Source organism: Janthinobacterium sp. SUN128, from assembly GCF_030587275.1.
Taxonomy (GTDB): Bacteria; Pseudomonadota; Gammaproteobacteria; order Burkholderiales; family Burkholderiaceae_D; genus Janthinobacterium; species Janthinobacterium lividum.
The window spans coordinates 664035-678379 of sequence record NZ_JAPWHY010000001.1; the positions used below are offsets into that span (position 1 = coordinate 664035).

17 protein-coding genes are annotated in these 14345 nt (G+C 65.2%); 8 read left to right on the forward strand and 9 right to left on the reverse strand.

The genetic code is table 11. The annotated features are described in order from the left end of the window. Positions 1 to 131: 131 nt before the first annotated feature. The 5 genes from trxC to O3297_RS03170 all read left to right on the forward strand — a co-directional run bounded on the left by trxC (position 132) and on the right by O3297_RS03170 (position 3078). Complete coding sequence (trxC, locus tag O3297_RS03150; RefSeq protein WP_305047724.1) at positions 132 to 584, forward strand: thioredoxin TrxC; 453 nt, start codon at positions 132 to 134, stop codon at positions 582 to 584. A 70-nt stretch (positions 585 to 654) separates the two neighbouring features. Next, the gene (locus O3297_RS03155) at positions 655 to 1164 is read left to right on the forward strand and encodes a MarR family winged helix-turn-helix transcriptional regulator (protein WP_305049593.1); all 510 of its coding nucleotides are present in this window, start codon (positions 655 to 657) and stop codon (positions 1162 to 1164) included. Further along, positions 1161 to 1907 carry a DNA alkylation repair protein gene (locus tag O3297_RS03160; protein WP_305047725.1) on the forward strand — a complete coding sequence of 249 codons (747 nt, stop codon included), beginning with the start codon at positions 1161 to 1163 and terminating at the stop codon, positions 1905 to 1907. The genes O3297_RS03155 and O3297_RS03160 overlap by 4 nt, the downstream gene beginning before the upstream one ends. A gap of 24 nt (positions 1908 to 1931) precedes the next feature. Continuing rightward, the gene (locus O3297_RS03165) at positions 1932 to 2297 is read left to right on the forward strand and encodes a DUF6616 family protein (RefSeq protein WP_099387316.1); all 366 of its coding nucleotides are present in this window, start codon (positions 1932 to 1934) and stop codon (positions 2295 to 2297) included. Between the two features lie 190 nt (positions 2298 to 2487). After that, entirely contained in the window at positions 2488 to 3078 is a 591-nt protein-coding gene (locus O3297_RS03170; protein WP_305047726.1) for a DUF1287 domain-containing protein, read from the forward strand. Here the strand turns inward: O3297_RS03170 and O3297_RS03175 are convergent. Continuing rightward, on the reverse strand, positions 3047 to 4519 hold the full coding sequence (locus tag O3297_RS03175) for a PLP-dependent aminotransferase family protein (RefSeq protein ID WP_305047727.1): 1473 nt from the start codon (positions 4517 to 4519) through the stop codon (positions 3047 to 3049). The two genes, O3297_RS03170 and O3297_RS03175, sit on opposite strands and share 32 nt — an antisense overlap. 104 nt (positions 4520 to 4623) lie before the next feature. Here O3297_RS03175 and O3297_RS03180 point away from each other — a divergent pair, with 104 nt between their 5' ends. Both O3297_RS03180 and O3297_RS03185 read left to right on the forward strand, forming a co-directional pair. Further along, positions 4624 to 5064, forward strand: coding sequence for a carboxymuconolactone decarboxylase family protein (locus O3297_RS03180; protein WP_305047728.1), 441 nt, complete (start codon positions 4624 to 4626; stop codon positions 5062 to 5064). 80 nt (positions 5065 to 5144) lie between these two features. Continuing rightward, entirely contained in the window at positions 5145 to 5453 is a 309-nt protein-coding gene (locus O3297_RS03185) for a hypothetical protein (protein ID WP_305047729.1), read from the forward strand. Positions 5454 to 5545: 92 nt separating this feature from the next. Here the strand turns inward: O3297_RS03185 and O3297_RS03190 are convergent, their stop codons facing one another. Then, a complete protein-coding gene (locus tag O3297_RS03190) occupies positions 5546 to 6721 on the reverse strand; it encodes a multidrug effflux MFS transporter (RefSeq protein ID WP_305047730.1) in 1176 nt (391 codons plus the stop codon). Between the two features lie 189 nt (positions 6722 to 6910). Between O3297_RS03190 and epsC the strand changes: the two genes are divergently transcribed. Beyond that, positions 6911 to 7849, forward strand: coding sequence for a serine O-acetyltransferase EpsC (gene epsC / locus O3297_RS03195; RefSeq protein ID WP_092610475.1), 939 nt, complete (start codon positions 6911 to 6913; stop codon positions 7847 to 7849). A 93-nt stretch (positions 7850 to 7942) separates the two neighbouring features. Here epsC and O3297_RS03200 read toward each other — a convergent pair whose 3' ends face one another. The 7 genes from O3297_RS03200 to O3297_RS03230 form a co-directional block, all read right to left on the reverse strand. After that, the gene (locus O3297_RS03200) at positions 7943 to 8422 is read right to left on the reverse strand and encodes an META domain-containing protein (protein ID WP_151094345.1); all 480 of its coding nucleotides are present in this window, start codon (positions 8420 to 8422) and stop codon (positions 7943 to 7945) included. 92 nt (positions 8423 to 8514) lie between these two features. Further along, on the reverse strand, positions 8515 to 9420 hold the full coding sequence (bla, locus tag O3297_RS03205) for a subclass B3 metallo-beta-lactamase (protein ID WP_305047731.1): 906 nt from the start codon (positions 9418 to 9420) through the stop codon (positions 8515 to 8517). Between the two features lie 64 nt (positions 9421 to 9484). Continuing rightward, positions 9485 to 10270 (reverse strand): hypothetical protein, encoded by a 786-nt coding sequence (locus O3297_RS03210; RefSeq protein ID WP_305047732.1) that lies wholly within the window; start codon positions 10268 to 10270, stop codon positions 9485 to 9487. Positions 10271 to 10346: 76 nt separating this feature from the next. Beyond that, positions 10347 to 11081 carry an ABC transporter ATP-binding protein gene (locus tag O3297_RS03215; RefSeq protein WP_305047733.1) on the reverse strand — a complete coding sequence of 245 codons (735 nt, stop codon included), beginning with the start codon at positions 11079 to 11081 and terminating at the stop codon, positions 10347 to 10349. A gap of 15 nt (positions 11082 to 11096) precedes the next feature. After that, positions 11097 to 11927: an ABC transporter permease gene (locus O3297_RS03220; protein WP_034785690.1), complete on the reverse strand. Its 831-nt coding sequence runs from the start codon at positions 11925 to 11927 to the stop codon at positions 11097 to 11099. Positions 11928 to 11933: 6 nt separating this feature from the next. Further along, positions 11934 to 12923, reverse strand: coding sequence for an aliphatic sulfonate ABC transporter substrate-binding protein (locus tag O3297_RS03225; RefSeq protein WP_305047734.1), 990 nt, complete (start codon positions 12921 to 12923; stop codon positions 11934 to 11936). A 28-nt stretch (positions 12924 to 12951) separates the two neighbouring features. After that, complete coding sequence (locus O3297_RS03230; RefSeq protein WP_305047735.1) at positions 12952 to 14343, reverse strand: LLM class flavin-dependent oxidoreductase; 1392 nt, start codon at positions 14341 to 14343, stop codon at positions 12952 to 12954. Between the last annotated feature and the right edge of the window lie 2 nt (positions 14344 to 14345).

Consider the following 14345-nt stretch of genomic DNA (forward strand, 5'->3'; position numbering starts at 1 on the left):
CCCGGCAATGTGCGCGCCGTTCCAGCACACTATAGTGGACTCTGCGGATAAGTGCCGCCAGCGTGCCGGCGGCGTTGTACGATACACCGTAAAATGTCCATCAACTTGACACTACGCTTTCCAGGAATGCCATGACCTCGACCCCGCCAGACTCCCTGCACATCGTGTGCCCCCATTGCGACGCCGTCAACCGCCTGCCGGCAGCGCGCCTGATTGAGCGGCCCACGTGCGGCAAGTGCCAGAAGGATTTATTTACGGGCCAGCCCGTGGACCTGGCCAGTGCCCGTTTCCTCAAGCATATCGAACGCAGCGACATTCCCGTGCTGGTCGATTTCTGGGCCCCATGGTGCGGTCCATGCCGCAGCATGGCGCCATTCTATGTCCAGGCCGCCAAGACCCTGGAACCCGCATTTCGCGTCGTCAAGGTGAATACGGAAGCGTCGCCGGACCTGGGCAGCCGTTTCAATATCCGCAGCATTCCCACCCTGGCCCTGTTTATGCGCGGCGTGGAAGTGGCGCGCCAGCCCGGTGCCATCGATGCGAATGCCATCATCGCCTGGGCGCGGGACAAAGCCCGTTTTTGAGCCGGCAGGAAAACCATCGGGGTTTTCCATTTGACAATTCATATGGTGCCATATTATATTGCGCCATATGATAAAACTAGAACAAAAATATACGGCCCTGCTGGGCGACGTGCAGCGGCGCGCCAGCGGTCTCGATATGACGCGGTCCGTCGGTCAGTTGCGCCTGTGCTTTGAAGTGCTGGGCCTGGCCTCCGCCATCGATGGCGATTGCGCTGTGCGCCTGGGCCGGCATGGTTTATCGGAAGGCAAGTTTGTCTTGCTGGCCCTGCTGCGCGATGTGCCCGGCGGACTGTCGCCGCACGAACTGGCCGAGCGGGCCGGCGTGACGCGCGGCACCATCACGGGCTTGCTCGACGGCCTGGAACGCGATGGTTTCCTGGCGCGCCACGCGGACCAGGTCGACCGGCGCAAGCTGCTGGTGCGCCTGAGCGCCAAGGGCGAAGCGGCCGCAGCTACCCTGGTCGATGAACACGCGCAATGGATCGCCAGCCTGTTTGCCGATTTCACGCCGGAAGAAATGCAGTTGTTGAGCGCGCTGCTGGAAAAAGCCTGGCGCAAGACGGAGCGAGGTGCCGCATGAGCCGTGGCATCGCCGACATCGCTCCCGCGCGCCTGGCGCTGCTGCACGGGGGAAGCGTGGCCAGCGCCACCCTGACGGAAGGGCTGGCCATCGATTTCGCCCAGCTGCTGGCCGCGGCCGTGCCCGCTATCGGCGCGGCCCGGCTGGAGCGGATGCGCTCGCAGGCCGCAGCTGGCATCACCAAACGCATGGCGCTGGCGGCGCAATTGCTGCTCGACGCACAAGTTGACTTGGCGCCATTGCAAGCGCATGTTTCCGACACGGTACGAGGCTGGGTCTGCTTTGCCATCGCCGCCCAGGCTGGCTGGACCTTGCCGCAACAGCTGGCCGCCATGCGGCCGCTGGCCGACGATGGCCACTTCGGCGTGCGCGAATGGGCATGGCTGGCCCTGCGGCCCCATCTGGCGGCGCATCTTGACGACGCCATCCGCTTGCTGGCGCCGTGGACGTCGGACCCGTCGGAAAGAGTCCGCCGTTTCGCCTGCGAAGCGCTGCGCCCGCGCGGCGTCTGGTGTGCGCATATTGCCCAGTTAAAAGAGCGGCCGCAGCTGGCCTTGCCCGTGCTGCACGCCTTGCGCGCCGATCCGGCCGTCTACGTGCAGGATTCCGTGGCCAACTGGCTCAACGATGTGGCCAAGAGCCGGCCGGACTGGGTACGCAGCCTGTGTGCGCAATGGCTGCTGGAAAGTGCCAATGCCGCCACGCAACGCATCTGCAAGCGCGCCCAGCGCTCGCTGGCCTGACGATGGATCACTGAAGGAGAAAACATGCATTATCTGTTGGAACTGTATAGCCCGAAACCGGCCTGGCTGGCCCTCGATGGCGCCGCGCGCCAGGCGTATTTCGATACGGTGGGCGGCGGCATGGCGGCCTTGTCCGGCACGGGCGCCGAAGCGCTGGCCATGGGCGCCATCGATGGCGGCAAGCTGCATGCGGCTGCCCAGCAATTCTATGCCGTCTGGCGCTTCCCGGACGAGGCGGCACTGAACGCCTTGTTGGCCGGCATCGCCGCTACGGGCTGGCATGATTATTTCGATACCATCAATGCGGCCGGCCCGGCCGTGGATTTTCCTGGCCACCTGGCGCAGCTGGCCGGCGTAAGTAATCCTCAGGAAATTATTGTGAAATTATGACGAACAGAACCGGATGCTATGCAAGGCGCCCGCTGCGACGCAGTGCGAGCACTGCTAGCAGCGGGCAACGCCGCAGAGCGCCGGTTATGGAAGTCAGAAATCACAATAATTTATTGGGGGTTACTTAGCCGTACGGCGTTTTCCTTGCCACTGCGGTAAAGTTGGCATTTCCATCCGATCACCGACGTTGATGCCGACCAAACTGCTCTCCATCCTGATGCTTGCCCTGGCGCCCATGCTGGCGTCGGCCATCCCTGCCACCCCGCAAGCCCTCGTCGTCGCCGCCCGCAAGCAGGTGGGCGTGACCCTGCAGTACGACCCGCGCTACGAACGGCTTGCCTATCCGGGCGGCGACGTGCCGATAGAGCGGGGCGTGTGCACGGACGTGGTCGTGCGCGCCTACCGCCAGCTGGGGCAGGATTTGCAGGTGCTGGTGCACGAAGACATGCGCAAGGCGTGGCAGGTGTACCAGCAGCAGGGACGCTGGCAAATGAAGGGGCCGGACCGCAATATCGACCACCGCCGCGTGCCGAATCTGGGCACGTACTTTGCCCGCCACGGCACCAGCCTGCCGCCAAGCAAGGAAGCGAACGCTTACCGCGCGGGCGACATCGTCACCTGGCGCCTGCCGCGCAACCTCACGCACATCGGCATCGTCAGCGACAAGCAGTCGTGGAGCGGCGTGCCGCTCATCATCCACAACATCGGCGAGGGTGCACGCGAGGAAAATATTCTATTCAGCTATCCCATCACGGGACATTATCGCTGGCAGCCCCGTTGACGGCCAGCGGTGCTATTTCCTGCAGGATCGCCAGCACCTGGGCCAGCGCCGTATCGATATCGAGCTTGTCGATGGCGCCATAGCCGAGGAACAGGCCTTCGTGACGCGCCACGCCATGGTAAAAGCCCGATAGCGCATACAGGCTGATGTCGGCCAGGCGCGCGCGGCGCAGCAATTCGGCGATGTCGAGCGGCGCCTGGGCCAGGGCCGCCACGTGGAAGCCGGCGCTGGCCGGCACGAGGCGGAACCACGGCGCCAACGGGCCGTTGAACCAGTGCTGCAGCCGCTCACGGCGGCCCGCATAAATGTCGTGGCAGCGGCGTATGTGGCGCAGCAAATGGCCGTCGCCGATGAACTTGGCCAGGGCATGCTGGCCCAGGCTGGCCGTATGGCAATCGCTCAGGTATTTCACCGTTTCCACGGCGGCCACGATGGCTTGCGGCAGCACTGCATAGCCGAGCCGCAATTCCGGCAGCATGATCTTGGAAAAGCTGCCCACATGGGCCACGACGCCATAGCGGTCCATGCTTTGCAGGGAATCCTCGGGCCGGCCTTCGTAGCGGAAGGCGCTGTCGTAGTCGTCCTCGATGATGATGGCACCCAGTTGCTGGGCCCGCTCCAGCAAGGCATGGCGGCGCGCCATGCTCATCGGCATGCCCAGTGGAAATTGATGCGCGGGCGTGACATAGATCAAGCGCGTGCCGTCGGGAATCTGCCCGACGATGAGGCCATCCTCATCCACTTCGATGCCAACAACGCGGGCGCCCTGGCTGGCGAACACGGCGCGCGCCACAGGGTAGCCGGGTTCTTCCACGGCAACCGTGTCACCGGGCTCCAGCAAGGTCAGCGCCAGCAGGTGCAAGGCTTGCTGCGCGCCGCTGGTGACGAGCACTTGTTCCTCTGTGCAATGGATACCGCGGCTGAAGGCGGCATGGCCGGCGATCGCCGCGCGCAAGGATGGCAAGCCGGCGACAGGAGCATAGCGGCCGCGCGCCTGTCCACCCTGGCGCAGCGCGTGCAGCATGCAGGCGCGCCATTCATCCTGCGGGAAGTGCGCGGGCGTGGCGCGTCCGCCGATGAAGGCATAGCGCGCGGGCTCTTCCTGGCTGGCACGGCGCAAGGGCGTGGGTGTCGCTTCCCAGCGGGCGATGCGCTGCGCGCTGGCCAGCGGCGTGCTGGCGTGGCGGCGCTGCGGCGAGGCGTGCGGCGTCTGCACGAAGCTGCCCACGCCCACTTTGCCGACCAGCAGCTTTTCATAACCGAGCTTGTCATACACGTTGGAGACCGTCTTGCGCGACAGCCCCAGCTGGCTGGCCAGCAGGCGTGAGGGCGGCAATTGCTGGCCGTCCGTCAGCCGGCCCGAGCGGATAGCTTCGCTGAGCTGGCGGTACAGCTGGCCGCCCAGGTCGCGCGTGCCGTCGATCAGGATATGTAATTCCATGGTGTGTCTGCTGGTGGTCTGCTGTTTTTCGGGGGGATTGGCCTGCCGCGCGGACTGCTTGCGCTTCTACAATAATGCATCTTTACTCTATCAAGGAATGCATCATGACACAGCAACGAATCGACTTCACGCAAGCTTCGCCGGACGCCGTCAAGGCCATGTACGCGCTGGAAGCGGCGATCGCCAAGCTGGGCGTGGAACACTCGCTGCTCGAGCTGATCCGCCTGCGCGCCTCGCAAATCAACGGCTGCGCTTTTTGCGTGGACATGCACACGAGCGACGCGCGCAAGGCGGGCGAAACGGAACGTCGCCTGTATGCCGTGTCCGTCTGGCGCGAAACGCCGTTCTTCACGCCGCGCGAGCGGGCCGTGCTGGCCTGGACGGAAGCGCTGACCCTGCTGCCGCAGAACCATGCGTCCGACGCAGACTATGCGGCGCTGGCGGAACAATTGACGCCGGCGGAAATGGTCAACGTCACCCTGGCCATCGGCTCCATCAATACCTGGAACCGCCTGGCCGTGGGCTTTCGCAAGATGCCCGAATAAGTTCTGTGTTCGTTCGCGAACAGACGCTTGGCTGGTCTCTGGGTAGGCTGGCAAGATGATTGATCAGCCAGGGAGCAGCCATGCAGGTACATATCGGGGAGGGTGTCGAGAAGACGCCGGGGCAGCAGGAAGAAGCGCAGGAAGAGGCGCGCCGCGCCTTCATCGCCGAACTGTGGCGGCGCTTTGAAACCCTGCAGGAATGGGCCGTGAGCCACTGGCCCGACCAGCAACATCCGCTGAGTTCCGCCGACTTCGTCGAATCGCGCAAGGAGATTTTGAGTTTGCGTTCGCCGGCCGGGCCGTTGAACCAGCCGTCGCAGAACAATGAAGCGGAACCGGAGCAGGGTGGCGCGCAGTATGTTGATGTCACCCCTGCGCCGTGGCCATAATCTTGGCCGTAGGTCGGATTAGCGCTCGCGCTTAATCCGACGTCCGTCGCCAACAATGTTGTCGGATTACGGTCCTTTGGACCTAATCCGACCTACGCTTCAGCCTTGCCCTGCGCAAACACCCAGCAAACCAAACTCACCAGCAGTCCCGCCATCACACCATACGCCAGATTCAGGGCGCTGTCGAACAGCAGCGGCGCCACCAGGCCCGAGACCAGCGCGAACAGCAGCATCTGGATGAACGACTGCATCGACGACGCCAGGCCGCTGTTGTTGGGGAAGTGGTTCAGGGCCATCAGGGTCATCGGCGGCATGGCGATCGACAGGGCGAACGAGTAGAAGAACAGCGGCAGCACGGCCCACGGCACTTCGGCGGCGAAGACATAGTTGTAGCCGATGTTGGCTGCAGCCGCCACCAGCATCAGGATAAAGCCGGCCCAGATCATCTGGCGCTGGCTGTAGCGGTGGGCGATCTTCGCCGACAGGGCCGAACCGAACACCATGCCGCTGATCAGGGGAATGAACAACCAGGCAAACGCCGTTTCCGGCAGGTGCAGGATGTTGATGATGAAGTAGGCAGCCGAACCGATGTACAAGGCGAAGCCGCCAAAGGCGGCGCCGATGGCCGTCGACAGCAGCAGGAACTGGCGATGGCACAGCACTTTCCAGTAATTGACGGCGATATCGCCCAGGTGGAAGGCGTGGCGCTGCTCCTTCGGCAAGCTTTCCGGCAGCGCGCGCCAGACGACGACGAACATCAGCACGCCAAACGCCGTCAGGAACCAGAAGATCCAGCGCCAGCCCAGGCCCACTTGCAGCCAGCCGCCCAGCACGGGGGCGATGGCCGGCGCCAGCGCGAACACCATCATGATGTGCGAGAGGATTTTTTGCGCGGCGGCGCCCGAATAGCGGTCTTGCACGATGGCGCGCCCGATCACGGAACCGGCGCCCGCCGAAAGTCCCTGCAGCACGCGCCAGGCCAGCAGCCAGCCCAGCGACGGCGCCAGCGCGGCGCCCACGGAGGCGATCACATACAGCACCAGCGAGACGAGAATCACAGGACGGCGGCCGAACGAGTCGGACAGGGTGCCGTAAAACAGCATCATGAAGGCGAACGTGAACAGGAAAAAGCTCAGGGTTTGCTGCACCAGCAGGGGGCTGGCATTGAAATCTTGCGCGATGGCGGGGAACGACGGCAGATAGGTGTCAATTGCAAGCGGTCCGACCATCGCCAGGCCCGCCAAAATCCATGTTAATAATTTAGTCATGTTGAAGAGTGTTTTTGTTAGCCCGTCATTTTACGCTAGTGGACGCAATCGGGTTTGGCGCCGGCCTTGTTTGTCATTCATATGCGTTTTTCGCATATGGAATCTTGAAATTCTTCGTTTGCATCGCTTGTCGCCACCGCTATGCTTGGGCGACCCGGCTTGTTTGCCATTTTCTGGAAGTGATACGCCATGCACAGTATTTATCCCGCGGCGCCCGCCGACGACACGGCTCAATGGAACCTGGGGCCCGTGATCCAGGCCTTGCGCAGCTCGCGCGAAGACAAGCACAAGATCCGCCATAACGGCAGGGTGCGCGAACTGCCGTCGCGCGAAGCCCTCACTACCATCGTCAACGGCCTGTCGGCAGCCCTGTTCCCCACGCATTACGGGCGGCCCAACCTGACGGACGAAAGCATCGATTATTTTGTCGGCGACACCCTCAACACCACCCTGAACCGCCTCAGCGAACAGGTGCGGCGCGGCTTGCTGTTCTCAGTGCCGGCCGGCGATGAGGGGGATGCCGCCAGCGACGACGCGGCCCTGGCGCAGCAGGCGCGCGACATCACCCGCGCATTCGCCGCCAGCCTGCCCGACATCCGCGCCCTGCTCGTGTCGGACGTGCAGGCCGCGTATGCGGGCGACCCGGCCGCCACCTCGGTGGCCGAGATCATGCTGTGCTACCCGGGCACCATCGCCATCCTGTACCACCGCCTGGCGCACCGCCTGCATGCGCTCGGTGCGCCGTTCCTGGCGCGCCTGATCGCCGACATCGCGCACACGCTGACGGGCATCGACATCCATCCGGGCGCACACATCGGCGCGTCCTTCTTCATCGACCACGGCACGGGCGTGGTGATCGGCGAGACGGCCATCATCGGCCAGCGCGTGCGCCTGTATCAGGCCGTCACCCTGGGCGCCAAGCGTTTTCCCGCCGATGCTTCCGGCGCGCTGATCAAGGGCACGCCGCGCCACCCCATCGTCGAGGACGACGTGGTCATATACGCGGGCGCGACCGTGCTGGGGCGCATCACCATCGGCGCGGGATCGACTATCGGGGGAAATGTGTGGCTGACGCAGAGCGTGCCGCCAGAAAGCAATGTATCGCAGGCGCAGATGCGCAATGATTAGGTGCGGTGGAGGTAGAGCAAGCCCCTGACAGATGCCGGGGTCGTACCCTGAGGGTACGACCCCAGTCTTTGCCTTTGGGGGAAGGCAGCAGTTTTACTTCACCGTCAGCGCTTCATAGCGCGCCACGGGCACGCCATCCTTCAGCAACAGCAATTCCTGGTCGGCGTAGCGGTAGCCATTGACTTCGCCCAGGGTGGTCAGGAGCAGGCGTTCGAGGTCCATGTCCTGCGGTTGGCACATCATCATGGTGCCGGCCAGCTGTCCAAAGTTCAGGGTGCTGACGCCATCGCTGGTGTAGCCGCCCATCATCTGGTTGCAGCCGCTGTTGCCGCTGGCGCGGCCTTCAGCCAGCAGCAGGGTCACTTCGCGCTGTTCGGGCGCCTTGCGCACCACTTGCTTGCCCTTCAATTCCTTCAGCTTCCACTGCGTGCCCGTCAGCTTCGGTGCCGGCTTGGCGGGCGAGGTGGCGCCCGGCGCGGCGGCGGCAGCGTCGCTGCGCACCGGCGTTTGCGCGCAGCCGGCAGTGATGGCGACGATGGCGGCGAAGGGAATCAGTCTGGCGAGTTTGAACATGGTATTTCCTGGTTAACGTAATAGGGGATAGCCGCCAGCGTAGCAGATTGGCGCTGCGCCAGCGTGCACGGTTGACAAGCTCATTGGCAATCTCACTCCTGCTTTTCCTGTTCCAGCCGGGACTCGAGCACGGTGCGCGCCGCTGCCACGTAGGCGCGGCAGGCTTGCGGGTCGATGAACGCCTCGCTGCTGGCCGTGGCGCTCGCTTCCAGCCGCTCCCACAGCTGCGACGCCTCCGGGTGGGCGGAGATCAGCACGTCGCAAGGCAGTTTTTCCAGGGTCTCGAAGCTGCGGTGCAAGTCCTCCACCGCGTTCGGATACTCGCTGCTGGCGCTGAATTTAAAGCCGGGACGCGAGACGGCGTTGAGGCTGTCCGCATAGACCATGTTCAGGCAGCGGGGGCCGTCGCACGATTGCCACGTCCAGCTCAAGCCTCCGGGCGTGTGGCCCGGCGTGGCATGCGCTGTCAGGTTGACGGGGCCGACGTTGAACCGGCCGCCGTCGCGCGCCAGGCGCATGTCCTTGACGGGCGGGTACTTGGGCAGCGCGTGGTATTGCGGGTCGTCCGGCCCCACTTCGCCCGACGCCAGATCCAGCGCGGCCGACGGGCTGGCGGCCACCAGCGCATTGCTGCGCCGCTGCAGTTCGGCCAGGCCACCCGCATGGTCGATATGGCCGTGCGAATTGAGGATCAGTTTGACGTCCTCGATGCGAAAACCCAGCGTGCCGATATTGGCGATGATCTTGGGCGCCGATTCCGGCAAGCCGCCGTCGATCAGCACGTGGCCCTGCGGCGACGTCACCAGCACGGAACTGAGGCCTTTTACGCCCACATAATAGGTATTGCCGAAGATGCGAAAGGGCGCCTGGTCCGCATTCCAGGTGGCGCAGACATCGCAGCCAGGCGTCGGCGGCGTGACTGGCGCTTGCGCCAATGCCAGGGAGCCATGGCCTGCCAGCAGCGCCAGTGCCAGCGCGCGTATAAGAGTGGGGGGCATTGCGATCCTTATCCGTGGTGCCAGGGTGGCATATGCTGACACGGAACGGAGCTGGACGCAAACGCTAAGGGGCGGCGGACGGCGCGCTGGCGGCATCCTGCTGGTAGACCAGTTCGATCAAGGTATCGTCCGCATAGCGGGTGTCGCCCAAGGGGGCCAGGAAGGACGTGCCGCCATTTTTCACCTGCAGCGCGACGCGGCGCCCGCCATCGAGCAGGGTGGCGCTGGCGATGGCCGGATCGCTGTAGGTGCTCATCTTGAGTTCAATGGCGGAGCACCAGTCGGTGGTGCGCAGCTTGGTGGCGACCAGGGTGCGTAGCAAGAAGGGCGTCTCTTTCTTGGCAATGGCGATGCCGACCTGGCACTGCAGGCGTAGGTCGCCCAGGCGGCGCATGCCGGGCGGTACGTCGTCGCTGCGTACGCTGGCCTGCCAGCGGAACCGATCTTTTTTCTGGTTGGTGACCAGGTCCGCGTCGTCGCTGTCGGCTTGCGCGCTGCGGGGCAGCACAAAGCTGCCATCGGCCGACAGGGGCACGCTGATCGCCGTCTCGTTGCCGACGATGCGCAAGGTTGCGTCCCGCAGGGCATCGGCCGCGACGCCGGGGCCGGGAATCAGCTGGAAGCGCACTTCGCGTGCCCTGGGCGCCAGTGCATGGTGGTCGTCAAAGGCATCGAGGCCGGCCGCCATCACGCGGTACGATTTCAATTCCGGATTGCGGATGCTGCTGACGTGGACGGACTGGCTGGTGTCGACCGCTGCGTCGGCAGGTGTGTCAGCCTGCGTATCCGCGTGAGCTGCGATGTGGCTGAGGGCAAGGATGGCGAGAACGGGAAGGAAAGGAAGATGCACGTAGCCGCCTGTTTGTTTTCAAGATGGCAAACTAACATGAATGCCCAGGCTTGTCACTGGCGCCGCCGCGCCAGCGTCAGATCGCGTGCGCGGCGTGCAGTTCGCCGAGGATGGCCTCTTTTAATTGCGCCTGCGCCGCCGGCGTGCGCAGGCGGGGCCGGGGCGCGGCCACGTCGTACTGGGCGCGTGGCGGTCCGGCGCGCGTGTCGAGCATGACGATGCGGTCGCTCAGGTACAGCGCTTCATCGATATCATGCGTCACCAGCAGGACGCTCAAGCCGTGGCGCGCGGCGATGGCGGCCAGCAAGTCTTGCAGCTTCATGCGCGTAAACGCGTCGACGGCGGAAAACGGTTCGTCCAGCAGCAGGATGCGGGGCTGGCCAAACAGGCCGCGGGCAATCGCCGCGCGCTGCGCCTGGCCGCCCGACAACTGCTTGGGCAGGCTGTCCGCATGGCCCTGCAAGCCTACTTCCTCCAGCAATTGCGCGACCTTGGGATCGTCTTCGCCTTTGGGACCGAGGCCGAAGGCGATGTTTTGCGCCACTGTCAGCCAGGGAAACAGGCGCGGTTCCTGGAAGATCAGGCCAATGTCCGCATGCACTCCCGCCAGCAGCTTGCCGTCGAGGCGCACGGTGCCGCGAAAGTCCGTATCGAGACCTGCCACGATGGACAGCAGGCTGCTCTTGCCGCAGCCACTGGCGCCGATCAGGCTGACGATCTCGCCCTGGCGCAGCTGCAATTGCAGGTTGTGCAGCACGCGCCGCGGGCCATAGGCTTTGTCATGGATGGCAATGTCGAGCAGGGTAGTCATGCGTTGGGGCTTTCGTCAGGCAGTGGCATAGCTGTCGCGCCAGGCGAGCAAGCGGGTTTCCAGGTGCTGCATCAGGCTGTCGCTGGCCTTGCCCAGCACGGCCAGCAGCACGATGGCCGCCAGCACGATGTCGGCGCGGCTCGTTTCGCGCCCGTCGCTGAGCAGGTAGCCGAGGCCTTGGCTGGCGGCGATCAGTTCGGCCGCCACCATGAACATCCAGGCCAGGCTCAAACCGTTGCGCAAACCCGTGAAGATGGCCGGCAGCGCGGCCGGCAGCAGTACGCGCCGCGCCAGCGCGGGGCGGCTCAAACGGTATAAACGGGCCGCGTCGATCAGCTTGCGGTCCACGTCGCGGATGCCCGACGCCACGCCCATGTAGACGGGGAAGAAGGCGCCGATACCGATCAGGACCAGCTTTGGCGCTTCATCGATGCCTAGCCACAGCAGCAGCAAGGGCACCCAGGCCAGCGAGGGAATGGCGCGCAGGGCCTGGAACGTGGGGTCGAGCAGCGCCTCTGCCGTGCGGTTCAAACCCACCGCCGCACCGAGCACGATGGCCAGCAGCGCGCCGCCCGCAAAGCCGGTGGCCACGCGCGCGGTGCTGGCCAGCACATGGCCGGCCAGGCCCTGGTGCGCCAGTTCGGCGATGGTGGCGCCGATGTCGCTGGGCGCCGGCAGCAGGTTGACGGGGATGGCACCCGTGCGCACGCCCAGCTCCGCCGCCAGCAGCGCCAGGGCGGGGAGCAGCAGGCCTAGCACCGCGCGTGGCAAGGGCGGGCGAAAGAGTTTGTGCCGGACGCCCGTGTCGTGGGCCGGTGCCGGCGCGGCGAGCGTGTCTCTGGCCATGAGCGCCTACGCCTTGCTGATGAAGGGCGCGGCAAAGCGCGTGTCGACCAGGTCCGCGATGGCGCGGTTCAGGTCGGCACCGGGTTTGACCAGCGCTTCCTCGGCGAGGATGGGCGCGGCCACCAGCAGGGCCTTCACATGTTCGCTCGACGGCTGCGGATTGCTGAAGTCACTGCGCAGTTTCACTTGCAACAGCGCCACCGGCAGGCTGACCTTGGCTTCTTCCGACAGGATCTTCGCCGCCTCTGCCGGATTGGCGCGTATCCAGGCGCGCGCCCGCTCGTAGGCCTGTATCACCTTGCCCACTTCGACGGGGCGGCTGGCGAGGAAGTCCTCGCGCACGTTCAGGAAGCCGTAGGTGTTGAAGGCCACGTTGCGGTAGATCAGGCGCGAACCCGCTTCCAGTTCGCTGGCGGCCATGTGCGGATCAAGTCCGGCCCAGGCATCGACCTTGCCCTGTTCCAGCGCCGCGCGGCCATCGGCATGCTGCAGGCTGACGTGTTCGATGTCGCCGCGTTTCAGGCCCGCCGTCTTCAATGAGCGCAGCAGGAACAGATACGAGTCGGTACCCTTGGTGGCGGCTACCTTCTTGCCCTTCAAGTCGGCCAGGCTGCGGATGGGACTATCCTTGCGCACCACCAGCGCCGTCCACTCGGGGCGCGAAAAAATATACGGCGCGCGGATAGGGTTGCCGTTGGCGCGCGCCAGCAGGGCGGCCAGGCCGGCGCTCGAACCGATGTCGATGCTGTTGGCGTTCAGGTATTCGAGCGCGCGGTTGCTGCCCGCGCTGAGTACCCACTTGATGCTGGTGCCGTCCGGCTTGAATGCTTCTTCCAGCCAGCCGAAGCGGCGCAGCACCAGGCTGGTGGGCGAATAATAGGCGTAGTCGAGGCGCAGCTCCTTCAGCGGCGCAGGCGTGGCGGCGCGTGTGAGGCCGGGCAAAGCGGCGAGGGTGGCGCCGCTGGCGGCCAGTTGCAAGATGGTTCTGCGTTTCATGGTGTCCTTGAATGGGGAATCTGATGCGTCAGGCCGCTGCCAGGGCGGCGTTGACGGGGGCGATGCTGACCTGCCTGCCCGCGTGATCGGCGGGCAGGCGCGGGCCCTGGCCGAAGACCTTGTGGCGCAAGCTGCCTTCCTCGTATTGCGTGCGGTAGCGGCCGCGCCGCTGCAGTTCCGGCACGATGTGTTCCACCACGTCGGCCATACTGTCGTGGGCCATGGCGAAGGCGAGGTTGAAGCCGTCGATGCCCGTCTCGTCGAGCCAGTTTTCCAGCTGGTCGGCCACCTGGCGCGCATCGCCCACCAGCACAGGGCCGCGTCCGCCCAGGCCGATGTATTCGGCCGCTTCGCGTACCGTCCATGTGCGACTCGGGTCGGCCTGGCTGAACGAGGCCAGCGCCGAGCGGCCTGCCGGGGAATCGATGTAGTCGATGGTGGCGTCGAGCGGGTAGCGGCTGAAATCGACGCCCGTCCAGCCGGACAGCAGCACGAGGGCCGCCTCGATATTCACGTGGCGCAGGTAGTCGGCATGCTTGGCGCGCGCTTCTTCCTCGGTGGCGCCCGTGATGACCAGCGCCTGCGCGTAGATCAGCAGCGCGTCGCCATCGCGGCCGGCCTGCCGCACGGCGGCGCGCAGGTCGTCGGCGTAGCGTTTCACCACCGTCTTGCTGGGGCCACTGACAAAGGTGGCTTCCGCATGGCGCGCCGCGAAGCGCGTGCCGCGCGGCGAGGTGCCCGCCTGGTACAGCAGCGGCGTGCGCTGCGGCGACGGCTCGCACAAATGGATGCCGGGCACCTGGTAGTGGCGCCCGGCATGGTTGATCGGATGGACTCTGGCCGGATCGGCATAGATGCCGCGTGCCTTGTCGTTGACGACGGCGTCGTCGTCCCAGCTTTTTTCCCACAGCTTGTAGACGACGTCGAGGTATTCGTCGGCCAGGTCGTAGCGTTCGTCGTGGCCCAGTTGCTGGTTCAGGCCCAGGTTGCGCGCCGCGCTATCGAGATAGCCGGTGACGATATTCCAGCCGATGCGCCCGCCAGTCAGGTGGTCCAGCGTGGACATGCGCCGCGCGAACGTGTATGGGTGCTCATAGGTGAGGGCACAGGTGACGCCGAAACCCAGGTGCGTGGTCGCCTGCGCCATGATGGGCACGAGGGCCAGCGGGTCGTTCAGCGGCACCTGCACGCCGTGCTCTAGGGCCGCATCGAGGCTGCCCCGGTACACGTCATACACGCCCAGCACGTCGGCCAGGAACACCGCGTCGAACAGGCCCGCTTCCAGCAGCCGCGCCAGTTCCGTCCAGTGCTGCGGATCGGTATAGCGGTGGCTGCGGTCGCGCGCATGCGTCCACAGGCCCGGCGACTGGTGGCCGACGGTATTCATCTGGAAGGCGTTGAAGCGTATCGTCTTTGCCATGG